Annotated in this window: 21 protein-coding genes and 1 tRNA gene; 17 read left to right on the top strand and 5 right to left on the bottom strand. The window is 32.3% G+C overall.

All coding sequences use genetic code 11. From position 1 onward, the window contains the following. Nucleotides 1-33 precede the first annotated feature (33 nt). Nucleotides 34-645 carry a ribosome biogenesis GTP-binding protein YihA/YsxC gene (yihA, locus tag IFB02_RS03505; protein ID WP_106686895.1) on the bottom strand — a complete coding sequence of 204 codons (612 nt, stop codon included), beginning with the start codon at nt 643-645 and terminating at the stop codon, nt 34-36. Nucleotides 646-678: 33 nt separating this feature from the next. After that, nucleotides 679-1,443, bottom strand: a complete 765-nt coding sequence (locus IFB02_RS03500) for an alpha/beta fold hydrolase (protein ID WP_106686896.1) — start codon at nt 1,441-1,443, stop codon at nt 679-681. 271 nt (nt 1,444-1,714) lie between these two features. Between IFB02_RS03500 and mraZ the strand changes: the two genes are divergently transcribed. From mraZ to IFB02_RS03415, 17 genes are all read left to right on the top strand, one after another. Next, complete coding sequence (gene mraZ / locus IFB02_RS03495) at nt 1,715-2,182, top strand: division/cell wall cluster transcriptional repressor MraZ (RefSeq protein WP_106686897.1); 468 nt, start codon at nt 1,715-1,717, stop codon at nt 2,180-2,182. After that, the gene (rsmH, locus tag IFB02_RS03490; RefSeq protein WP_106686898.1) at nt 2,169-3,065 is read left to right on the top strand and encodes a 16S rRNA (cytosine(1402)-N(4))-methyltransferase RsmH; all 897 of its coding nucleotides are present in this window, start codon (nt 2,169-2,171) and stop codon (nt 3,063-3,065) included. The genes mraZ and rsmH overlap by 14 nt, the downstream gene beginning before the upstream one ends. A gap of 2 nt (nt 3,066-3,067) precedes the next feature. Then, nucleotides 3,068-3,385 (top strand): FtsL-like putative cell division protein, encoded by a 318-nt coding sequence (locus IFB02_RS03485; protein WP_106686899.1) that lies wholly within the window; start codon nt 3,068-3,070, stop codon nt 3,383-3,385. Between the two features lie 64 nt (nt 3,386-3,449). Next, complete coding sequence (locus tag IFB02_RS03480) at nt 3,450-5,393, top strand: penicillin-binding protein (RefSeq protein ID WP_106686900.1); 1,944 nt, start codon at nt 3,450-3,452, stop codon at nt 5,391-5,393. Continuing rightward, nucleotides 5,393-6,856 (top strand): UDP-N-acetylmuramoyl-L-alanyl-D-glutamate--2,6-diaminopimelate ligase, encoded by a 1,464-nt coding sequence (locus IFB02_RS03475; RefSeq protein WP_106686901.1) that lies wholly within the window; start codon nt 5,393-5,395, stop codon nt 6,854-6,856. The genes IFB02_RS03480 and IFB02_RS03475 overlap by 1 nt, the downstream gene beginning before the upstream one ends. A 42-nt stretch (nt 6,857-6,898) precedes the next feature. Beyond that, complete coding sequence (mraY, locus tag IFB02_RS03470) at nt 6,899-8,131, top strand: phospho-N-acetylmuramoyl-pentapeptide-transferase (RefSeq protein WP_027881023.1); 1,233 nt, start codon at nt 6,899-6,901, stop codon at nt 8,129-8,131. 48 nt (nt 8,132-8,179) lie between these two features. Beyond that, complete coding sequence (gene murD / locus IFB02_RS03465; protein WP_106686902.1) at nt 8,180-9,511, top strand: UDP-N-acetylmuramoyl-L-alanine--D-glutamate ligase; 1,332 nt, start codon at nt 8,180-8,182, stop codon at nt 9,509-9,511. Between the two features lie 6 nt (nt 9,512-9,517). Continuing rightward, nucleotides 9,518-10,720, top strand: coding sequence for an FtsW/RodA/SpoVE family cell cycle protein (locus tag IFB02_RS03460; RefSeq protein ID WP_106686903.1), 1,203 nt, complete (start codon nt 9,518-9,520; stop codon nt 10,718-10,720). A gap of 4 nt (nt 10,721-10,724) precedes the next feature. Then, nucleotides 10,725-11,831, top strand: coding sequence for an undecaprenyldiphospho-muramoylpentapeptide beta-N-acetylglucosaminyltransferase (gene murG / locus IFB02_RS03455; protein WP_106686904.1), 1,107 nt, complete (start codon nt 10,725-10,727; stop codon nt 11,829-11,831). Then, complete coding sequence (murC, locus tag IFB02_RS03450; protein ID WP_106686905.1) at nt 11,831-13,186, top strand: UDP-N-acetylmuramate--L-alanine ligase; 1,356 nt, start codon at nt 11,831-11,833, stop codon at nt 13,184-13,186. Before murG ends, murC begins: the two co-directional genes overlap by 1 nt. Nucleotides 13,187-13,202: 16 nt before the next feature. Continuing rightward, nucleotides 13,203-13,895: a cell division protein FtsQ/DivIB gene (locus IFB02_RS03445; protein ID WP_223878868.1), complete on the top strand. Its 693-nt coding sequence runs from the start codon at nt 13,203-13,205 to the stop codon at nt 13,893-13,895. 3 nt (nt 13,896-13,898) lie between these two features. Further along, nucleotides 13,899-15,224, top strand: a complete 1,326-nt coding sequence (gene ftsA / locus IFB02_RS03440) for a cell division protein FtsA (RefSeq protein ID WP_106686907.1) — start codon at nt 13,899-13,901, stop codon at nt 15,222-15,224. Between the two features lie 68 nt (nt 15,225-15,292). Further along, nucleotides 15,293-17,284: a cell division protein FtsZ gene (gene ftsZ, locus IFB02_RS03435; RefSeq protein ID WP_191073054.1), complete on the top strand. Its 1,992-nt coding sequence runs from the start codon at nt 15,293-15,295 to the stop codon at nt 17,282-17,284. Between the two features lie 114 nt (nt 17,285-17,398). Next, nucleotides 17,399-17,848, top strand: coding sequence for a GatB/YqeY domain-containing protein (locus IFB02_RS03430; protein ID WP_191073053.1), 450 nt, complete (start codon nt 17,399-17,401; stop codon nt 17,846-17,848). A gap of 8 nt (nt 17,849-17,856) precedes the next feature. Next, nucleotides 17,857-17,930, top strand: a tRNA-Arg gene (locus tag IFB02_RS03425). 107 nt (nt 17,931-18,037) lie between these two features. Continuing rightward, on the top strand, nt 18,038-18,910 hold the full coding sequence (locus IFB02_RS03420) for a zinc-dependent peptidase (RefSeq protein WP_191073052.1): 873 nt from the start codon (nt 18,038-18,040) through the stop codon (nt 18,908-18,910). 73 nt (nt 18,911-18,983) lie between these two features. Next, nucleotides 18,984-19,403, top strand: a complete 420-nt coding sequence (locus IFB02_RS03415; RefSeq protein WP_106686911.1) for a CBS domain-containing protein — start codon at nt 18,984-18,986, stop codon at nt 19,401-19,403. A 57-nt stretch (nt 19,404-19,460) separates the two neighbouring features. On the opposite strand, the gene rpe is transcribed toward IFB02_RS03415, so the two are convergent. The 3 genes from rpe to IFB02_RS03400 form a co-directional block, all read right to left on the bottom strand. Then, a complete protein-coding gene (rpe, locus tag IFB02_RS03410; protein WP_106686912.1) occupies nt 19,461-20,123 on the bottom strand; it encodes a ribulose-phosphate 3-epimerase in 663 nt (220 codons plus the stop codon). Nucleotides 20,124-20,295: 172 nt separating this feature from the next. Continuing rightward, nucleotides 20,296-21,159 (bottom strand): sigma-70 family RNA polymerase sigma factor, encoded by an 864-nt coding sequence (locus IFB02_RS03405; protein WP_053971370.1) that lies wholly within the window; start codon nt 21,157-21,159, stop codon nt 20,296-20,298. Nucleotides 21,160-21,261: 102 nt separating this feature from the next. Then, nucleotides 21,262-22,464, bottom strand: coding sequence for a glutamate-5-semialdehyde dehydrogenase (locus tag IFB02_RS03400; protein ID WP_191073051.1), 1,203 nt, complete (start codon nt 22,462-22,464; stop codon nt 21,262-21,264). Nucleotides 22,465-22,468 lie beyond the last annotated feature (4 nt).

The raw sequence follows: 22,468 nt of genomic DNA, 5'->3' as shown, positions 1-22,468 counted from the left end.
AAAAGACCGCAAAATGCGGTCTTTTTTATAATTTTAATCTTCTTGATTTGATAATTTTAGGTTTAAATCGTCAATATAATTTAAGACATCATCCTGACCAATAGATTTACTAGACGATGTAATAAAGTAATTTGGCATGTCTTCCCAAGTTTCTAATAGAATAGTTTTGTAATCCTCTACGTGTCGTTCTATTGCTTTTGGTTTAAGTTTATCTGCTTTGGTAAAAATTATAGAAAATGGTATACCGTTAAGCCCTAAATATTCCATAAACTCTAAATCTATGGGTTGAGGTTTATGTCTAATGTCTACCAATACAAAAGCAGTTACTAATTGTCTTCGTTTATCAAAATATTCGGTAATAAACTTCTGAAATACTTTTTTTGTGCTTTTAGAAACGCGTGCATAACCGTAACCTGGTAAGTCTACCAAAAACCAATTATCATTAATTAAAAAATGATTGATTAATTGTGTTTTTCCTGGTCTTCCAGAAGTTTTGGCAAGACTTTTTCTGTTGCATAGCATATTAATTAAAGACGATTTACCAACATTGCTTCGTCCAATAAAAGCGTATTCTGGTAAGTTGTCTTTAGGGCATTTAGCAACATCAGAGTTGCTCATTACAAATGTAGCAGATTTAATATGCATTAGATTTGTTTTTATTTCCGCGAAAGCGAAAAATTAAAACTCGCGTTTTTTTAGCCAAGCATGTAAGATGTCGTTAAAAGTATCTGGATGTTCCATCATTGCTGCGTGACCACATTTATCTATCCAAAATAATTCCGAATCTGGTAAAAGACTATTAAATTCATCTGCAACTTCTGGTGGCGTTACAGTGTCGTTTTTTCCCCAAATAATACAAGTTGGTGTTTGCATTTTTGGTAAGTCTTTTGCCATATTGTGTCTTATAGCACTTTTAGCGATGGCTAAGGTTTTAATTAATTTATTTCGGTCGTTTACAGTTTCGTAAACTTCGTCTACAATTTCTTTTGTTGCTACTTCTGGATCGTAAAAAACGTCTTGTGCTTTTTTCTTAATCACTTCATAGTCACTTCGTTTTGTATAACCGCTTCCCATAGCGCTTTCATATAAACCAGAACTTCCTGTGATTACAAGAGCTTTTACTTTTTCTGGATGTAACTTAGTATGGTAAAGTCCAATATGACCACCTAAAGAGTTTCCTAATAAAATAACATTATCTAAACCCTTAAAGTCTATAAAATCATATAAATATTTGGCAAATGCCTTCACGTTTGTTTTAAGTAAAGACATCGTATAAACAGGTAATTCGGGAATTATTATTTTGTAACCTTTTGTACTAAAATAAGAGGTTACGGCGTCAAAGTTACTAAGTCCGCCCATAAGTCCATGAAGAATAATAATTGGTTGTCCTGTACCAACTTCTATGTAATTAAACTTTCCTTCTTTTTTAAGTTCGTGCGTCATTAACAGTTAGTCATTTGCTTAGCAACAAATATAGGTATTTCATTTAAAACAAAACCCAATATAGCTTTTTACTTCTAAAATTTAAAGCACTTAAAATTTATTTTTCTTTCCCACTTTTTGATAAGTTGTTTGTCTTGCTATTTTCAATTATTTACATGCTTTTTAAATGTTAAAAAACCATAACTTATTAACAATGTGGTAAAATGTGGTAAAATGTGGTAAAATTTTCAATATATTTGATTTTTAAATATTAACCCAGTTCTAAACTGTTGTGAACTCATTTATAGGAACATACGAATGTAAGGTAGACGCAAAAGGTAGGCTAATGCTTCCTGCTGCGCTAAAAAAACAGATGGATGGTGTCTTGCAAGATGGGTTTGTAATTAAAAGAGCTGTGTTTCAAGAGTGTTTGGAATTGTATCCAATGACCGAGTGGAATGCTTTAATGCAGAAAATAAATAAGTTGAATCGTTTCAAAAAAAAGAATAACGATTTTATTAGAAGGTTTACTGCTGGAGTAAAAATGGTCGATGTTGATGCAAACGGAAGATTGTTAATACCAAAAGATTTAGTGGTTTTTGCCTCTATCTCTAAGGATATTGTAATGTCTTCTGCGGTTAATATTATTGAGATTTGGGATAAAACGAAGTATGAAAAAGCTATTGATGATGCAACTGTAGATTTTGCAGATTTAGCTGAAGAAGTAATGGGACAAGATGACGACGATGGGCTATCATAATCCAGTTTTATTAAAAGAAACCGTAGATGGTTTGGCGATTAAAGAAGATGGTATTTACGTAGACGTTACTTTTGGTGGTGGCGGACATAGTAAAGAAATCTTAAGTCGTTTAGGTGAAAACGGAAAACTATACGCTTTTGATCAAGATAAAGACGCTCTTAAAAATAAAATAGACGATAGCCGCTTTACACTAATCAATGAAAACTTTAGATATATAAAACGATTTTTAAGGTTTTACGGTGTAAAAGAAGTAGATGGAATTTTAGGAGATTTTGGTGTGTCTTCTCATCAATTTGATGTGGCAGAACGTGGTTTTTCTACACGTTTTGAGGCAGATTTAGATATGAGGATGAATCAAAGTAATCAACTATCAGCCTATCATGTGGTAAATGAGTATAGTCAGGAAGATTTGCGTGATGTGTTGCTGCAGTATGGCGAGTTAAGAGCTGCGCCAGCTATGGCAAGAGTGATTGTAGAAACTAGAATGAATGGTGAAATAAAAACTTCAGAGCAGTTAAAATCTGCTTTAAAAAAGTTTTTATCGCCAAAGCATGAAAATAAAATTTTAGCTCAAATCTATCAAGCGATTAGAATAGAAGTGAATCAAGAAATTGAAGTCTTAAAAGAGTTTTTAATGCAAACGCCAGAAGTTTTAAAACCTGGCGGAAGATTAAGTCTAATTTCTTATCACTCTTTAGAAGATAGATTAGTAAAACGCTTTATGCGAAACGGACTGTTTGAAGGTGAGCCAGAACGCGATGTTTTTGGAAGATTTGAGGTGCCTTTTAAAAAAGTAGGAAAATTAATAGTGCCAACAGCGCAAGAGATAAAAGAAAATAATAGAGCTAGAAGTGCCAAACTTAGAATAGCAGAAAAACTATAAAAGTGAAAAAAAGCATCTATAGCATATTAAGAGGAACGTTTTTAGTTAGCGAAGACTCGTTTAAAAATTGGCGTGTCATCTTGTTTATTTCTGTGTTGGCAATAATAATGATAGCAAGTTCGCATAGTGCAGATAAAAAAGTGTACGAGATAGCAAGACTTAATAACGAAGTGAAAGAATTGCGATCGGCACTTTATGACGGAAGAACAAGATTAATGCAGTTGAAAATGGAATCTTCGGTTGTAAAAAAAATGAAAGAAAAAGGTTTGGCGCCTTCTGTAATACCGCCAACCAAAATAATTGTAAAACCACAAAATTAAGTTCTCTATCGTGGCAGTTAACGAAAAGAACATATTAAACAGATTGTATTTTGTAGCGGGATGTATGTTCATCTTCGCTATTGCTGTTGTGGTTAAATTGTTAAGCATTCAATTTATTCAAGGTGATAAGTATAAGGCTTTAGTAGAAGAAAGCAATATAAAAGAAGTGTCCATTCCTGCCAATCGTGGTAATGTATATTCTGCAGACGGAAGTCTTTTAGCAACTTCAATTCCAAAATACGATATCAGGTTTGATGCCATTACGCCAACTGACAAACGGTTTAAAGAGTATTTAACGCCTTTAAGTGAAGCGCTTTCAAAATACTCAGGTAAGTCAGTTTCTTATTATAAAAAAGAATTGCAAAAAGCACGTGCAAACAAGAATAGATATTATTTGTTGGCTAGAAATATTGGGTATTCAGAGTATTTGAAATTTAGAAGTTTCCCATTGCTAGAATTAGGTCCGTATAAAGGTGGTTTAATTGTAGAACAGTATGTAAAACGCGAACATCCTTTAGGTGAAGTTGCGCAACGTACCATTGGTTACGAGCGTGTTGATGACGAAGGAAATATAACACGAGCAGGAATAGATGGTGCTTTTGGAAGTGATTATTTAAGAGGAACAGACGGAAAACGTATCAAGCAAAAAATAGGTAAAGGACAATGGAAACCAATTACGGTTGATAATGAAGTTGAGCCAAAAGATGGTTACGATGTTTACACAACTATAGATGTAAATATTCAAGATATCGCACATCATGCTTTGTTAGAGCAATTAGAGAAATACGAAGCAGAACATGGAACTGTAGTAGTAATGGAAGTGAAAACAGGCGAAATTAGAGCGATTTCAAACCTTGGAAGAACATCTAAAAATACCTATTACGAAAAAAGAAATTATGCGGTTTACGAATCTCATGAACCTGGTTCTACGTTCAAGTTAATGGCGTTAATGGCGGCTTTAGAAGATAAAAAAATAGATACTTCAGATGTTGTAGACACAGGAAATGGATATAAAGTGTTTTACGGTCGTGGTATTAAAGATTCTCATGGTAACGGTAAAATTTCTGCAGCTAGAGCACTGGAAGTGTCTTCAAATATTGGATTAGCAACTATTGTGGATAATGCGTATGCTAAAAATCCTAAACGCTTTTTAAATATTTTAAGTCAATGGAATTTAGATAAAAAGCTAAATATTTCAATTAAAGGTGAAGGTGAGCCGATGATTCCTAAACCTGGTGACGATAGATGGAGTCGTAATGCATTGCCATCTATAGCTTATGGTTACAATTTAAAAATAACTCCATTACAAACCTTAACCTTTTACAATGCTGTTGCTAATAATGGCGTAATGGTAAAACCAAGATTTATAAGAGAAGTAAGGGATTTAGATAAAAAAATTGAAGTGTTCGAAAAAGAGATTATTAATGAAAAAATCTGTTCGGATGAGACGCTTCAAAAAGCAAAAATCATGCTGGAAAACGTTGTAAAACGTGGTACGGGATCGTCTTTATATTCAGATTATTTTTCAATGAGTGGAAAAACAGGTACAGCTCGTGTAGAATATTGGATGAAAGATTGGGCAGAAAACCCAAGATATATTTCGTCTTTTGCTGGTTACTTTCCAGCAGATAATCCTAAATATTCTTGCATTGTTGTTATACATAAACCTAGTGTGAAAAAAGGATTTTATGGTGCAGATGTGTCTGGTCCAGTATTTAAAAAAGTGGCTCAAAAGATATTTACAGATACACCAATTATTGACGAGGTTGAAACTTTAGAAGCAAAAACTGCTAAAGTTGAAAAAGAGTATAAAACCTATTATGATATTGCTAATAGATACAAAACTATAATGCCAGATGTAAGAGGTTTGCCAATTATGGATGCAGTAGCATTATTAGAAAATATGGGATTAAAGGTAAAAATTGAAGGTGTTGGTGTAGTAGAAAATCAATCCATTAGTAAAGGAACAAAAGTTAAAAAAGATCAAACCGTAGTTTTAAAAGCATAGTGATTACATTAAAAGACATATTATACAAAGTCACTTTAGATACTGTTGTTGGAAGCACAAATGTTATGGTACGCAATATTCATTTTAATTCGCGTAGTGTAGCTATTAATGATGTGTTTGTGGCAATTAAAGGAACTGTTGTAGATGGACATCAATATATAGAATCGGCAATTAATCAAGGTGCAATTGCTGTGGTTTGCGAGGTTATTCCTGCAATTACAAAAAAAGGTGTCACTTACATAAAGGTGGACGATTCTAGTCGTGCGTTAGCAATAATGGCATCTAATTTTTATGGTAATCCTTCAGAAAATTTAAAACTAGTTGGTGTAACTGGTACTAATGGTAAAACTACTATTGCATCGCTTTTATATCAGTTATTCAAAAAAGCAGGATTTAAAGTTGGTTTATTATCTACCGTAAAAATTATGGTTGATAATAATGAATTTCCTGCAACGCATACAACGCCAGATTCGTTAACAATTAACGCGTACTTAAAGCAAATGAATGATGAAGGTGTAGAGTTTTGCTTTATGGAAGTCAGCTCACACGGAATCGACCAAAACAGAACATTAGGTTTAAAATTTGAAGGCGGAATTTTTACCAATCTGTCACACGATCATTTAGATTATCACAATTCTTTTGCAGAATACAGAGATGTTAAAAAACGTTTTTTTGATGAGTTGCCAAACACTGCTTTTGCATTAACAAATATTGATGACAAAAACGGAAGCATCATGCTTCAAAATACCAAAGCGAAACAATATAGTTATGCCTTAAAAAGCTATGCGGATTATAAAGCTCAAATTTTAGAAAATCAATTTAACGGATTACTGTTAAAGCTGAACGATAACGAAGTTTGGGTAAGATTAATCGGCACATTTAACGCTTATAATATTTTGGCAATTTTTGCTTGCGCGGAATTATTAGGTCTTGAAAAAGATGAGTTATTAAGATTTATTAGCGAGTTAGAAAGTGTTAGCGGAAGATTTCAATTCTTAATTTCTGATGAAAAAATTACCGCAATTGTAGATTACGCGCATACACCAGATGCATTGCAAAATGTGTTAGAAACCATAAATGATATACGTACCAAAAACGAAGAATTAATTACAGTTGTAGGTTGTGGTGGAGATAGGGATAAAACCAAGCGTCCAAAAATGGGGCATATCGCTTCGGCTTTAAGTACAAAGGTAATTTTCACTAGTGATAATCCACGAACAGAAGTGCCAGAAACGATTATTGATGACATTGAAAAAGGCGTAGAAGCTCAAAATTTTAAAAAAACAATATCAATTGTAGATAGAAAACAAGCTATTAAAACAGCATGTCAATTAGCAAATCCTAATGATATCATTTTAATCGCTGGAAAAGGGCATGAAACTTATCAAGAGGTAAATGGCGTAAGAACAGATTTTGATGATTTCAAAATTGTAAAAGAATTTTTAAAACAGTTACAAAAATAGTGTTTGCTTAATAAAGTTTAAGCAGCAAAAAATAAATAAAGAATGTTATACTATTTATTCGAATTTTTAGAAGAACAATACCAAATGCCAGGTGCAAGTGTGTTTCAATTTATCACATTTAGAGCCGCTTTAGCAATCATTTTGTCGTTGTTGTTTTCTACTATTTTCGGAAAAAAAATAATCCTTATGCTTCAAAAAAAGCAGGTTGGAGAATCGGTAAGAGATTTAGGTTTGCAGGGACAAATGCAAAAAGCTGGTACACCAACTATGGGAGGAATCATTATCATTTTAGCGACTTTGATACCTGTGTTATTATTAGCAAGATTGGATAATATTTATGTAATCATGCTAATTGTTACAACACTTTGGATGGGCGCGGTTGGTTTTACAGATGATTATATAAAAGTCTTTAAAAAAGATAAGGCAGGCTTAAGCGGTAAGTTTAAAGTAATGGGGCAAGTAGGTTTAGGTTTATTTGTTGGTGCTGTGATGTATTTTCATCCAGGAGTTACGATTAAGCAAGAAAAAATTAATCCGCAATTTGAGACTGAAAAAATCACTCAAAATTCACCGCGAGAGTTTAATCCAGAAGAGCAATCGCTTTTAACAACTATTCCGTTTGTAAAAGATAACGAGTTTGATTACTCAAAATTAATTACTTGGCTTGGCGATGATTATGCAAAGTACGCGTGGTTAATTTTTATACCAATCGTAATTTTTATAATAACAGCAGTGTCTAACGGTGCAAATCTAACTGATGGTATAGATGGTTTAGCAGCAGGAAGTAGTGCGATAATAGTTTTTGCGCTAGCCATTTTTGCGTTTATCTCTGGTAATATTGTTTTTTCAGATTACTTAAATGTCATGTACATACCAAGGTTAGGCGAGTTGGTAATTTTCACCTCTGCTTTTGTTGGAGCATTGATAGGGTTTTTATGGTACAACACATATCCGGCTCAAGTGTTTATGGGTGATACAGGAAGTTTAACAATTGGTGGTGTCATTGCAGTAATAGCAATCGCTGTTCGTAAAGAATTATTGATTCCTGTGTTATGCGGAATTTTCTTTGCAGAATCTTTATCAGTTATCCTGCAAGTAAGCTGGTTTAAGTACACAAAAAAGAAATATGGCGAAGGTCGACGCATATTTTTAATGTCGCCTTTACATCATCATTATCAAAAGAAAAACTATCACGAAAGTAAAATAGTGACACGATTTTGGATTGTTGGAATTTTCTTAGCAATCATTTCAATAGTTACGTTAAAGCTGAGATAATAAATTAAAAATGTCACACTGAGCTTATCGAAGTGACTCAATAAAAAAATGAAACGATTAGTTGTATTAGGAGCAGGAGAAAGCGGCGTAGGAACAGCGCTTTTAGCAAAAGAAAAAGGCTATGAAGTTTTTGTTTCCGATAAGGGAAAAATAAAAGAAAAATATAAAGAAGTTCTTATACATAATGAGATTGAATGGGAAGATCAACAACATACAGAAGCTAAAATTTTAAATGCAGATGTAGTTATGAAAAGCCCAGGAATACCAGATAAAGTACCTATAGTAAAAGCACTTTTAGAGAAAAGTATTCCCGTAATTTCTGAAATAGAATTTGCAAGCCAGTTTACAGGTGCAACAATAGTTGCAATTACAGGTAGTAATGGTAAGACAACAACGTCTATGTTAACACATCACTTGTTAAAACAAGAACTTAATGTTGGGTTAGCTGGTAATATTGGCGATAGTTTTGCTAAGCAAGTTTTAGAGCATAATTATGATAATTATGTGCTAGAGATAAGTAGTTTTCAGTTGGATGGTTGTTTCAATTTTAATCCAAAAATTGCAGTAATCACCAATATTGTTCCAGATCATTTAGATCGTTACGATTACAAATTCGAAAACTATATCGCATCAAAATTCAGAATAGCTCAAAATCAAACAAAAGACGATTATTTGATTTATGATGCAGATGATGAAGTGATTTCAGACTATTTAAAAAAGCATCCAATTCAATCTACATTATTACCATTTTCATTAACAAAAACAATTGAAAATGGTGCGTATTTGAACAATGAAAATATAATAATAACAATAAATAACAACAAGATAATTATGCCAACAAAAAACATTGCTCTAGAAGGTAAGCACAACATTAAAAATGCTATGGCGGCTTCTACAGTAGCACATTTATTAAAAATTAGAAAACAAACTATTCGTGAGAGTTTAGAAAACTTTCAAGGTGTAGAGCATCGTTTAGAGCAAGTACTTAAAATTAACAAAGTGCAATACATAAACGATTCTAAAGCAACCAATGTTAATGCAACATATTTTGCTTTAGAAAGTATGGATGCGCCAACGGTTTGGATTGTTGGTGGCGTAGATAAGGGTAATGACTATACAGAGTTATTTCAATTTGTAAACGAAAAAGTAAAGGCTATCATCTGTTTAGGAAAAGATAATGTGAAGCTTATGCAAAACTTTAGTTCTATGGTAGATATTATTGTAGAAACTGAGTATATGAGTGAAGCAGTAAAAATAGCCTATAAAATTGCTGAATCTGGAGATAATGTATTATTGTCACCAGCTTGTGCAAGCTTTGATTTATTTGAAAATTACGAAGATAGAGGAAGACAATTTAAAGACGCTGTAAGAAACTTATAGTAAATAATGCAAAACGATTTATTAAATAACATAAAAGGAGATAAGCTAATTTGGGCAATAGTTGCGCTGTTGGCGATATTTTCATTTTTACCTGTGTATAGCGCTGCTAGTAATTTGGCATATGTTGGTGGTAGCGGCAATACATTTGCATTTTTGGTAAAGCATTTTATGCATTTAATTTTAGGTTTTGCAATTATGTACGGCGTTCATAAAATTCCGTATAGATATTTTAGAGGTTTGTCAATGGTAATGATGCCTCTAGTTTTTGTGCTTTTAATAGTAACAATGCTTCAGGGAACAACAATAGAAGGCGCAAATGCTAGTAGATGGATACGTATTCCGTTTATTAACATGTCCTTTCAAACATCTACCTTGGCATCAGTAGTATTAATGGTTTATATTGCTAGATACTTGTCAAAAATAAAAGATAAAACAATATCTTTTAAGGATTCTATTTTACCATTATGGATTCCAGTTTTTGTTGTATTGGCTTTAATATTACCGTCTAATTTTTCTACAACAGCAATCATATTTGTAATGTCTGTTATGTTGTTGTTTTTAGGAGGTTACCCATTAAGATATCTTGTCGTAATGGGAATGGCAGGATTGTTAGGGTTAGTCTTCTTTATACTTATAGCTAAAGCCTTTCCAGATGCAATGCCAAACCGTGTTGATACATGGATGAGCAGAGTAGAAAATTTTGCAAACGGTGAAGATACAGAAGAAGATTATCAAATTGAAAAAGCTAAAATAGCAATCGCTTCTGGTGGCGTTGTTGGATTGGGTTCAGGTAAAAGTATTCAGAAGAATTTTTTACCACAATCTTCATCAGATTTCATCTTTGCAATAATTATTGAAGAATATGGACTTATCGGAGGATTGTTTTTAATGGTGTTATACCTCTGGTTGTTATTTAGAATTGTCATCGTATCCCAAAAAGCAGATACTATTTTTGGCAAATTAGTGGTGCTTGGTGTTGGGTTGCCCATTATATTTCAAGCAATGATTAATATGGCTGTAGCGGTAGAGCTTTTTCCGGTTACAGGACAAACATTACCATTAATTAGTAGCGGAGGAACAAGTATTTGGATGACTTGTATGGCAATAGGAATTATATTAAGCGTTAGTGCAAAACGAGAAGAAATAAAAGAAAAAGAAGCGAAAGACGATAGTGAAAATCCATTAGAAATTCTTTCAGAAACGATTTAAGACAGTGAATCAAAAATCAAAAACATATAAATTTATTTTAAGTGGTGGCGGAACAGGAGGACATATTTATCCTGCTATTGCAATCGCTAACGAGATAAAACAGCGTTATCCAGATTCTGAAATTTTGTTTGTTGGAGCAAAAGACCGAATGGAAATGGAAAAAGTACCACAAGCTGGATATAATATTAAAGGGTTGTGGATTTCTGGAATACAAAGAAAATTAACGCTTAAAAATCTATCGTTTCCTTTTAAGTTAATTAGTAGTTTATGGAATGCTAGAAAAATTGTAAAACAGTTTAAGCCAGACGTAGCAATAGGTACAGGTGGATTTGCTAGCGGACCATTATTGCAAGTTGCGGCTTCTAAAGGAATACCATGTTTAATACAAGAGCAAAACTCTTATCCAGGAATTACCAATAAGTTATTATCTAAAAAAGTAGATAAAATTTGTGTGGCTTACGATAATTTAGAACGCTTTTTTCCGGAAGAAAAAATAATTAAAACAGGTAATCCAGTAAGACAAGATTTATTAGATATTTCTTCTAAAAAAGAAGAAGCAATAAAGCATTTTAATTTAGTTGAAGGTAAAAAAACACTTCTAGTTTTAGGCGGAAGTTTAGGAGCAAGAGCTATAAATCAATTAATCGAAAGAGAATTAGATTACTTGCAAACCTTAAACCTTCAAATCATTTGGCAATGTGGTAAGCTGTATTATCAAACGTATAAATTATACGGTAATACAAAGCATGTACAAGTACATCAGTTTATAAACAAAATGGATTATGCTTACGCTGCAGCAGATTTTATTATTTCTAGAGCAGGAGCAGGATCTGTTAGCGAATTGTGTATAGTTGGTAAACCAACAGTTTTTGTGCCTTCTCCATATGTGGCAGAAGATCACCAAACTAAAAATGCATCGGCAATTGTTAGTCAAAATGCAGCAATTATGATTGCTCAAGAAGATTTAAAGGTAGACTTTAAAAATAAGTTTGGACAATTAGTAGCTAACTTAGAAAAACAAGAACAATTAAGTAATAATATTAAGCAATTAGCATTAGTTAATGCTACTAAAGATATTGTAGGCGAAGTTGAAAAACTTCTAAATAAATAATGAATTTAAACAACATACATAACATTTATTTTGTCGGTATTGGAGGTATTGGTATGTCTGCAATTGCGCGATTTTTTAAGTCGCAAAATAAACATGTAGCAGGTTACGATAAAACTAAAACAGACATTACGGATGCATTATCCCAGATGCAAATAGATATAGTATTTGAAGATTCTGTAGATAATTTAGATGTAAAGTTTTTAAATCCAGAGACAACATTAGTAGTATATACACCAGCAATACCAAAAGACCATAAGCAATTAACGTATTTTAAAAACAGTAATTATAAAGTACTAAAACGCTCAGAAATTTTAGGAATTATAACAGAAAATACGTTTTGTTTAGCAGTTGCAGGTACGCATGGTAAAACTACAACAACAAGTATTTTAGGTCATTTATTAAAATCTTGTAATGTAGAATTAACAGCGTTTTTAGGCGGAATTAGCGAAAACTACAACTCTAATTTAATCCTAAACGGAAGTGAAGTTTCAGTTGTCGAAGCAGACGAATTTGATCGTTCGTTTTTAACCTTAAGTCCAGATATGGCTGCTATTACTTCAATGGATGCAGACCATTTGGATATTTATGGAGATGCTTCGCAATTAGTACAATCGTTTAAAGATTTCACTAAAAAACTAAAACCTAACGGAAAGCTTTTTGTTAAAAATGGTTTACCAATTGAAGGAATTACTTATGGAATTGAAGATGATGCAGATTATTCCATTCAAAATATAAAAATAGAAAACGGGACGTATGTATTAGATGTAAAAACACCAAATACAACACTTAAAAATATAGAATTTAACCTACCAGGTAGACATAATTTGTCTAATGCTTTAGTAGCTCTGGCGATGTCTGTAGAATATGGTCTCCCAACCAATCAGCTCGCCAAAGCTTTAGCAACCTATAAAGGTGTAAAACGCAGGTTTACGTATCAAATAAAAACAGAAAATTTTGTATTTATAGATGATTACGCACATCATCCTGAAGAAATCAATGCTGTACATCAAGCAGTAAGAGAAATGTATCCAGAAAAGAAAGTATTGGCGGTATTTCAGCCACATTTATTTTCTAGAACACAAGATTTTGCAGCAGAATTTGCTAAAAGCTTATCGCAATTTGATCAAATTATGCTGTTAGATATATATCCAGCAAGAGAGTTGCCAATAGAAGGTGTAACATCAAGTTGGTTGTTGAGTTTGATAGAAAATGAAAATAAAGAATTAGTCAGTAAAGTAGATTTAATTTCAAAAATAAAGCAAAGTAATGCAGATGTCGTTTTAACCATTGGTGCAGGCGATATTGGTGCAGAAGTTTCAAAAATAAAACAAGCACTATTAGTACATGAAAATTAATTGGAATTACATAAAAATGATAGTTCTACTAATTTTAGTAGTGTTTTTGTATGCATTTTCTTCAGCTAGAAATACAAAGCGCCAAGTGTCTAAACCAAACATTCAATTCTTAGGTAATAAAAACCTGTTTATCACGCAAGAGGCTGTTAGTAAATTGTTAATACAAAATCAAGAAGGTGTGACAAATACGTCTAAAGAAACTTTAGATTTGAATGGTTTAGAGCAGACGCTAAATGCAAATCCAATTATCGAGTTTGCAGAGGTTTACGTAAATGTTGAAGGCAAATTAACTGCCGAAGTAATGCAAAAAACTCCTATTGCTAGAGTAATTAGTAGTCAAAATTACTATATAGATAGCAATGGTGGCATTATGCCGCTTTCTAAAAACTATACAGAACGTGTTCCAATTGTTACAGGATCTGTAGATAAAAACAATCTTGATATGGTGTATCAAATAGCAGATTTTGTATTAAAAGATAACTTTTTAAAGCAAAATGTTATACAAATACATCAAACAAAACAAAATACCATCATACTAAAATTAAGACAAACAAAGTTTGATGTTATAGTAGGAGATTTAAAACGACTAGAAAATAAAATAAATAATCTTAAAGCTTTTTATATTAAAGCTTCAAAAGATAAAAGTTTAGATAAATACAGTAAAGTAAACTTGCAATTTGGCAACCAAGTTGTTTGTACAAAAGCATAAGTTATGGAACAAAACATTGCAGTAGGATTAGATATAGGAACTACTAAAATAGTAGCCATGATCGGTCGTAAAAACGAATATGGTAAAGTAGAAATTTTAGGCATAGGTAAATCCAAAAGCTTAGGCGTACATCGTGGTGTAGTAAATAATATTACGCAAACCATACAATCTATTCAAATTGCTGTACAAGAAGCAGAAGCAGCTGCAGCAACCAAAATAGAAGATGTTACTGTAGGTATTGCAGGACAACATATTAGAAGCTTACAGCATAGCGATTACATTACTAGACCAAATAGTGAGACTGTAATAGATGAAGAAGATATAGAGCGACTAATAAACCAAGTACATAAGTTGGTAATGCTTCCAGGAGAAGAAATTATTCACGTATTACCACAAGAATATAAGGTAGATGGTCAAGCCGAAATTAAAGAACCAATAGGTATGTATGGTGGTAGATTAGAAGCTAATTTTCATGTCGTAGTTGGTCAAGTATCGTCAATTAGAAATATTGGTCGATGCGTACAAAGTTCTGGTTTAAATTTAGACGGAATCACATTAGAGCCTTTAGCAAGTGCAAATGCAGTATTAAGTCAAGAAGAAAAAGAAGCTGGAGTAGCTTTGATTGATATAGGTGGAGGAACAACAGATTTAGCCATTTTTAGAGACGGTATAATACGTCATACAGCAGTTATACCTTTTGGAGGAAATGTAATAACAGAAGACATAAAAGAAGGTTGTTCTATTATAGAAAAACAAGCCGAATTACTTAAAATAAAATTTGGTAGTGCATGGCCAGGAGAAAATAAGGATAACGAAATTGTTTCAATTCCAGGATTAAGAGGTCGTGATCCAAAAGAAATTACCTTAAAAAACCTGTCTAGAATAATACATGCCAGAGTTGTAGAGATTATAGAACAGGTATATGTCGAGATAAAAAATTACGGTCACGAAGAACAAAAAAAGAAATTAATTGCAGGAATAGTACTTACAGGTGGTGGTAGTCAATTAAAGCATTTAAAACAGTTAGTAGAGTATATCACAGGAATGGATACTAGAATAGGCTATCCTAACGAGCATTTAGCAGGAGATAGTGACGATGCAATAACTAGTCCATTATTTGCTACAGCTGTAGGATTAGTAATGGATGGTTTAAAACGTCAAGACCGTAAAAAAGCAGAAGCAATAATAGAAGAAGAAATTCAGGCAGTAATTGAAGAAAACGAAGAAAAGCCTGAAGAAGAACAAATAGAAGTACCAAAAAAACAACGCAAGTCGTTTTTAGACAAGTTAACCGAAAAAGTAAAAGACTTTTTAGATAACGCAGAATAAAAAAAGAATAAAAAGCGAAAGTAAAAAGTCGCTATAAAATAAGAATTGATCCAGTAAAAATAGAATTTATGAGCAACAACGAATTCGAAAGCATCGCATTTGATTTACCAAAAAATCAATCAAACGTCATCAAAGTTATTGGTGTTGGTGGTGGCGGTAGTAACGCCATTAACCACATGTTCCAACAAGGAATTAAAGGCGTAGATTTTGTAATCTGTAATACAGATGCGCAAGCATTACAAAATAGTGGCGTACCTAATAAAATTCAATTAGGAGTAAACCTAACAGAAGGATTAGGTGCAGGCGCAAATCCAAACGTTGGTGAACAAGCAGCTGTAGAGAGTTTTGAAGACATACAAATGATGTTAGATACCAACACAAAAATGGTATTTATCACTGCAGGAATGGGCGGAGGAACAGGAACAGGAGCTGCGCCAATCATTGCAAAAATGGCTAAAGATTTAGATATCCTTACAGTAGGAATTGTAACGATGCCATTTCAGTTTGAAGGAAAAATGCGTAACGAACAAGCTCAAATAGGAATAGAAAGACTTCGTAAAGAAGTAGATTCTTTAGTAGTTATAAACAACAATAAATTACGTGAAGTTTACGGTAATTTAGGGTTTAAAGCTGGTTTTTCTAAAGCAGACGAAGTTTTAGCAACTGCAGCACGTGGTATTGCAGAAGTAATTACACATCACTATACACAAAACATTGACTTGCGTGATGCAAAAACGGTTTTAAGTAATAGTGGTACAGCAATCATGGGATCTGCAACAGCTGCAGGACAAAATCGTGCGCACGAAGCAATTTCAAAAGCATTAGATTCGCCATTACTTAACGATAATAAAATTACTGGAGCCAAAAACGTATTGTTGCTTATCGTTTCTGGAGCTCAAGAAATTACTATTGACGAGATTGGAGAAATTAACGATCACATCCAAAATGAAGCTGGTCATGGCGCTAACATTATTATGGGTGTTGGTGAGGACGAAAGTTTAGAAGAGTCAATTTCTGTTACAGTTATTGCAACAGGATTTGATGTAGAACAGCAAAACGAAATCTCTAATACAGAAGCAAAAAAAGTAATTCATGCATTAGAAGATGATCAAAATATGGAGCAAGATTTAACAGGAAACGATGCAAATCCTGCTATTATTTTGCCCAATATAGAACTTGAAGAGAAAAAAGAAAATCCTATTGTAAAACATACTTTAGAGATAGAAGACGAGGAAGAAGAAATTGCGCCAAAAGCAAATCCATCTCTTTCTACTTTTGAAATGGACCAAATCAAGAAACAAACCGTAGACGAAAGAGAAATAATTCCAACAAGCGAGTTTATAAAAAACTTAAACGTTACTTACTATGAAGTAGATGTTAATTTAGACGAAAATCAAGAGTTTAACATTACTTCAACAGCAAAAGAAACTGAAACTCCTGAAATTAAAGAAGACGCACCACAAAACAAACAACAAACAATGTTGAGTTTTGATATGCCAATTTCGGAAGAGCCAACAATTGCTCCGGTAACAGAAGAAGATGAAGGACCAATAATTATGGATTTATCTCAAGACGTTGCAAATGTAGAAGTTAACGATTTTGTAGAAGTTATTCCAGTTACAGAAAATACCGAAACTGGAGAAAAACGTTATGCATTAGATGATTACGAAACTGTAGAATCTGCAATTAATGTTACTACAAAAGTAGAGGAAGAAGAAGAGATTGTTTTTGAAAAAAAGACCTTAGAGACAGAATCTAATACAACAAAAGAAGTAGCTACAGAAACTGAAATAGATCCAATGAATACGCCTATATCAGAGCTATTAAAAAGTAGAGCAGAAGAGCGTAGACAAAAAATGAAAAGTTTTAACTATAAATTTAATACTTCAAAAATTGACGATATAGAAAAAGTGCCAGCCTATAAACGTCAAGGATTAGAATTAGATAATAGTCAACATTCTTCAGATAATAGTATCTCAAGAACAACTTTAGGTGTAGATGAGAATGACGAAATTCAATTAAGAAACAACAATTCTTTTTTACATGATAATGTAGATTAATGGACTAAGTTTTAATCTTTAAAAACCCGAAATGCTCTTAGGCTTTTCGGGTTTTTTTATCTTGTCATCTAATCACTTTTAGTATCTTCGTAAATCAAAAAAAAGTAAAAAATAATGAGTTTATCAGCAAAAGTAATGGTAGCCTTAAAAGAGGCAATGAAAAGTAAAGATCAAACAGCATTAACAGCATTAAGAGCTGTAAAATCTGCAATTCTTTTAGCTCAAACCGAAAGCGGAGCAAAAGAAGACTTAACTGAAGAGCAAGAGCTTAAATTATTACAAAAACAAGTTAAGCAACGTAAAGATAGTGCTGCGGTATATATAGAACAAGGTAGAGAAGATTTAGCAGAGCCAGAATTAGAAGAAGCTAAGGTCATTGAGCAATTTTTACCGGAAGCGTTAAGTGAAGAAGAAATTGCGCAAATAGTAGAAGATATAATCACCAAAACTGGAGCAGAAGGCATGAAAGATATGGGAAAAGTTATGGGAATGGCAAGTAAAGAATTAGCTGGTAGAGCAGATGGAAAAACCATTTCTACAATTGTAAAAGCAAAACTAGCTTAAAACAAAATGGCTGCGTAGCTCAATTGGATAGAGCACTGGATTTCGGCTCCAGCGGTTGTAGGTTCGACTCCTGTCGCAGTCACAATTAATTCGTAAATATAATTTTACGATGTAAAATATTGTGTTTTTTAAGCTAGTTTTACTCAGCTTATTCAAGGCAAAAAAAAACACCTCTAAAATCGCTATTTAATGCTATTGCAATTATTATTTCAAACCAAACAACAAGAAGAGTTTGAAGCCTATTTAATATATAAGTTTATAATACCAATTGGAGTCGTATTAATCTTGTTATTTATTATTTATAGATTACAACGTTTATTTCAATTTTTATATGTTTCAAAATATAGAAAACCAGTGTTTAATCATTTTTATTTTAGATTAAAAAGATTAACACCATTACAGCTTTCTATATTAAAAAATCAATATTCATTTTACTCTAAATTAAGTCCAAAATATCAATCGTATTTCGAACATCGAGTGGCTGTTTTTATTAATCAAAATCAATTTATAGGTAAACAGGAATTAAAGATTACCGAAGAGATGAAAATTATAATTGCAGCAACAGCAACGATGTTAAATTTTGGATTTAGAAATTATAAAATAGGCTTGTTGGATAAAGTGTTATTGTATCCTGAAGCATTTTTTTCTAAGCTTAATCAAAATTTACATAAGGGAGAATTTAATCCGTCGTACAAAGCAATTATATTGTCTTGGGAAGACGTATTACACGGGTATTCTATAGAAAACGATAATTTTAATGTTGCTATCCATGAGTTTGTCCATGCTATGCATTTAGATTGTTTAAACCAAAAAGGTTTAAAAGCAGCGATATTTATTAATGGATTTTCAGATATAGCTCATTTTTTAGAAACCAATCCAAACTATAAACAAAACGTTGTAAACTCTAAGTATTTTAGAGCTTATGCGTATACTAATCAATTTGAATTTTTATCTGTTGTTATAGAGTCTTTTATTGAAACTCCAGAACAATTTAACTCTCAATTTCCAGAATTGTATGCAATGGTGAAACGTATGCTAAATTTTAATTTTGCTAATTATTAGATAGCTGATATTTGTCATAATTTTAGTAGAAATAATAAAGTAATTTTAATAGTGAATTTAAAGCTCTATTAAGATGAAAAAACGTACGCCTGTTAAAGATATAATGACAAGTAATGTTATAGCATTACAGACAACAGATGATTTAGAAACAGCTGAAAGTTTATTTAAAAAGAATAAAATTAGACATATTCCAGTAGTATCAGGTCATCAGATTATTGGTATGTTAAGTTATACAGATTTACTTCGTATTAGCTTTGCAGATGCAACAGATGAGTATGCAACAGAAGTAGATACCATTGTATATAATATGTTTACAATAGAACAGGTAATGGCAAAAAAACTTGTTACTGTAACAAGTGAAACTACAATTAAAGAAGTTGCAGAGATTTTAGCAGAAAAAGAGTTTCATGCCTTACCAGTATTAGAAAACGGAATTTTAGTAGGGATTGTTACTACAACAGATCTAATTAAATATTTATTAGATCAATACTAAAGTTGGTTTTGGGTTAATAATGATAAAGGCTACCAATTGGTAGCCTTTATCTGTTTTTTATGAGTTAGCTAATGCTTTTAAATCTTTAATTGTTTCCAATTGATTATCACTTTTAAACACATAACTTCCAGCTACAAGAGCATCTGCACCAGCATCTACTAATTGTTTTGCATTTTTATTGGTTACGCCTCCATCAATTTCAATAATGACGTTGGTATTTTTATCTGCTATTAGTTGCTTTAATTGCTTTACTTTGTTGTATGTGTTTTCTATGAAGCTTTGTCCTCCAAAACCAGGATTAACACTCATGATTAACACTAAATCAATATCGTTAATTATATCTTCTAAGACATTTATGTTGGTATGCGGATTTAGCGCTACACCAGCTTTCATGCCTTCTGCTTTAATTGCTTGAATGGTTCTGTGTAAATGCGTGCAAGCTTCGTAGTGAACTGTTAAGATATCGCTTCCTAAATCGGCAAAGGTTTTTATATATCTATCAGGATCTACAATCATTAAGTGTACATCAATAGTTTTTTTAGCGTGTTTAGAAATTGCTTTTAATACAGGCATTCCGTAAGAAATGTTTGGTACAAAAACACCATCCATTATATCTATATGAAACCAGTCTGCTTCACTAGAATTAACCATTTCTATATCACGTTGTAAGTTGCCAAAATCTGCTGCAAGCAAAGAAGGCGCAATTAATTTTTTAGACATTATTGTTGTGTTGTTTTGTTTAGACAAAAATAGCTATTATCCAAGAAGCAACAAATATTTATGTTGATGTTACAGTAAAAAATAAACCCGAAGTAATCAGCTTCGGGTTCTTTCATCAATCAAAAAACGAACAGTTATGATTAACTGTTTGTTGAGGTAAAAAACGTACTTATTATCCTAAGTATGTTTTTAATATTTTACTTCTAGACGTATGTTTTAATCTACGTATAGCTTTTTCTTTAATTTGTCTTACACGTTCTCTAGTAAGGTCAAAAGTTTCTCCAATTTCTTCTAAAGTCATTGGATGTTGATTACCTAAACCAAAGTATAGTCTAATTACATCTGCTTCACGAGGTGTTAAGGTTTCTAAAGCACGCTCAATCTCTGTACGTAAAGATTCATGTAATAATTCTTTGTCTGGGTTTGGTGATTCTCCAGAGTTAAGTACATCATACAAGTTAGAGTCTTCACCTTCTACTAAAGGCGCATCCATACTTACGTGACGACCAGAGTTTTTCATAGACTCTTTAACATCGTTAATAGTCATGTCTAACTCTTTTGCAATTTCTTCTGCACTTGGTGGACGTTCGTGTGCTTGCTCTAAAAAGGCGAAGGTTTTATTAATCTTGTTAATAGAACCAATTTTGTTTAATGGTAAACGTACAATTCTAGATTGTTCTGCTAATGCTTGTAATATAGATTGTCTAATCCACCAAACAGCGTAAGATATAAATTTAAATCCACGAGTTTCGTCAAAACGTTGTGCAGCTTTGATAAGACCTAAATTACCTTCGTTAATTAAATCTGGTAATGTTAAACCTTGGTTTTGGTATTGTTTAGCTACAGATACTACGAAACGTAAATTTGCTTTAGTTAGTTTTTCTAATGCAACTTGGTCTCCAGCCTTTATACGTTGTGCTAACTCTACTTCTTCATCTGCAGTAATAAGGTCTACCTTACCAATTTCTTGAAGATACTTGTCTAAGGAAGCAGTTTCTCTATTAGTAACCTGCTTCGTGATTTTAAGTTGTCTCATCTAAAAATAAAGTGATAATTTCTATGTGAATATTTTGCTATCAATAGTTATACGTACAGATGTTTCTTTTTGTTACAAAAAAATATATTTTTTTTAAAAATATTAATTTATACGTATATGTCCATCGCCAAAGACATAGTATTTATTGGTGACTAATTGCTTTAATCCTAATGGACCACGATGGTGTAATTTGTCTGTACTAATGGCAAGTTCTGCGCCAACGCCCATTTGTCCACCATCTGTAAATCGGGTAGAGGCATTATGGTAAACAGCAGCACTATCTACTTGTTGCATAAATTTTTTTGCTATATTTTTATTTTCTGTAATAATTGCTGCTGAATGACCGCCAGAATATGTGTTGATCATTTCGATAGCGCTATCTTCATTATTAACTTCGGCTAGCATAATTTTCATTGCTAAAAACTCTTCATACCAAACGTTGTTATCTTTTACTTGAGTTTCATTTGGAAGAATTTCACTTACATTTTTATCAACTAAAATATCCACGCCAAGTTTGTGTAACATGGTTTCTAACTCGTGTACTTTCTTTTCGTATTCAGGAATATTTTTGTCAATTAAAACTTTATCAAGTGCGTTACAACCAGAAATTTTATCGGTTTTAGCATTAACAATTACTTTTACTGCTTTTAACCAATCTGCGTCTTCTGCAACGTATAAAAAGTTGTTACCTCTACCGCTAATTAATACAGCGCAAGTCGCATTGTCTTTAACAAATTTAATTAAGCGTTCTCCACCACGCGGTACGATTAAATCTATTTTTTCTGGTGGGTTTTTTAAGAAATCTTGAGTTTCTTCTCTTTTTAAATGTAATAATTTAATCCAATTTTTTGATAATCCATTGTCTTCTAAAGCTTGATGCCAGCATTTTTCTAAAATAATATTACTGTTCACTGCTTCCTTACCACCTTTTAATAAGATTTTATTATTGGCTTTAAAGGCTAAAACAGCAGCTTCTATAGTTACATCTGGTCTAGACTCATAAATGATAAGAATAGTTCCAAATGGCGCTGTTTTATTGGTGACTTTAAGTCCGCTATTTAAAGTTAAATCAGAGATAGTTTGTCCTACAGGATCTTCTTGATCTCTAACTTCTTTTATAGCTTTTATCATACCATCAACCTTTGCATTGTCAACAACTAAACGGTCGTATAATGCTTGGTCTTCTTTATCAAAAGCGTCTAAATCTTTTTTGTTTTCGGCTATAATTTGATGTCGTTCTTTATCAATAATATTAATCATTGAATCTAGAACTTTATTTTTTATGTCTTTATCTAATAATTTCATTTTT

The sequence above is a fragment of the Mesoflavibacter profundi genome (assembly GCF_014764305.1).
Classification (GTDB): Bacteria; Bacteroidota; Bacteroidia; order Flavobacteriales; family Flavobacteriaceae; genus Mesoflavibacter; species Mesoflavibacter profundi.
Note: the sequence above shows the minus strand (reverse complement) of the source record. Positions and strands in the feature narration are given on the sequence as shown.

Bases quoted from the DNA above. Each gene is read 5' to 3' on its own strand.
- yihA (WP_106686895.1), bottom strand. From the start codon at position 645: ATGCATATTAAATCTGCTACATTTGTAATGAGCAACTCTGATGTTGCT.
- IFB02_RS03420 (WP_191073052.1), top strand. From the start codon at position 18,038: ATGCTATTGCAATTATTATTTCAAACCAAACAACAAGAAGAGTTTGAA.
- ftsZ (WP_191073054.1), top strand. From the start codon at position 15,293: ATGAGCAACAACGAATTCGAAAGCATCGCATTTGATTTACCAAAAAAT.
- IFB02_RS03405 (WP_053971370.1), bottom strand. From the start codon at position 21,159: ATGAGACAACTTAAAATCACGAAGCAGGTTACTAATAGAGAAACTGCT.
- IFB02_RS03500 (WP_106686896.1), bottom strand. From the start codon at position 1,443: ATGACGCACGAACTTAAAAAAGAAGGAAAGTTTAATTACATAGAAGTT.
- IFB02_RS03430 (WP_191073053.1), top strand. From the start codon at position 17,399: ATGAGTTTATCAGCAAAAGTAATGGTAGCCTTAAAAGAGGCAATGAAA.
- IFB02_RS03400 (WP_191073051.1), bottom strand. From the start codon at position 22,464: ATGAAATTATTAGATAAAGACATAAAAAATAAAGTTCTAGATTCAATG.
- mraY (WP_027881023.1), top strand. From the start codon at position 6,899: ATGTTATACTATTTATTCGAATTTTTAGAAGAACAATACCAAATGCCA.
- ftsA (WP_106686907.1), top strand. From the start codon at position 13,899: ATGGAACAAAACATTGCAGTAGGATTAGATATAGGAACTACTAAAATA.
- IFB02_RS03415 (WP_106686911.1), top strand. From the start codon at position 18,984: ATGAAAAAACGTACGCCTGTTAAAGATATAATGACAAGTAATGTTATA.
- murC (WP_106686905.1), top strand. From the start codon at position 11,831: ATGAATTTAAACAACATACATAACATTTATTTTGTCGGTATTGGAGGT.
- rsmH (WP_106686898.1), top strand. From the start codon at position 2,169: ATGGGCTATCATAATCCAGTTTTATTAAAAGAAACCGTAGATGGTTTG.
- rpe (WP_106686912.1), bottom strand. From the start codon at position 20,123: ATGTCTAAAAAATTAATTGCGCCTTCTTTGCTTGCAGCAGATTTTGGC.
- IFB02_RS03480 (WP_106686900.1), top strand. From the start codon at position 3,450: ATGTTCATCTTCGCTATTGCTGTTGTGGTTAAATTGTTAAGCATTCAA.
- IFB02_RS03460 (WP_106686903.1), top strand. From the start codon at position 9,518: ATGCAAAACGATTTATTAAATAACATAAAAGGAGATAAGCTAATTTGG.
- murD (WP_106686902.1), top strand. From the start codon at position 8,180: ATGAAACGATTAGTTGTATTAGGAGCAGGAGAAAGCGGCGTAGGAACA.
- IFB02_RS03445 (WP_223878868.1), top strand. From the start codon at position 13,203: ATGATAGTTCTACTAATTTTAGTAGTGTTTTTGTATGCATTTTCTTCA.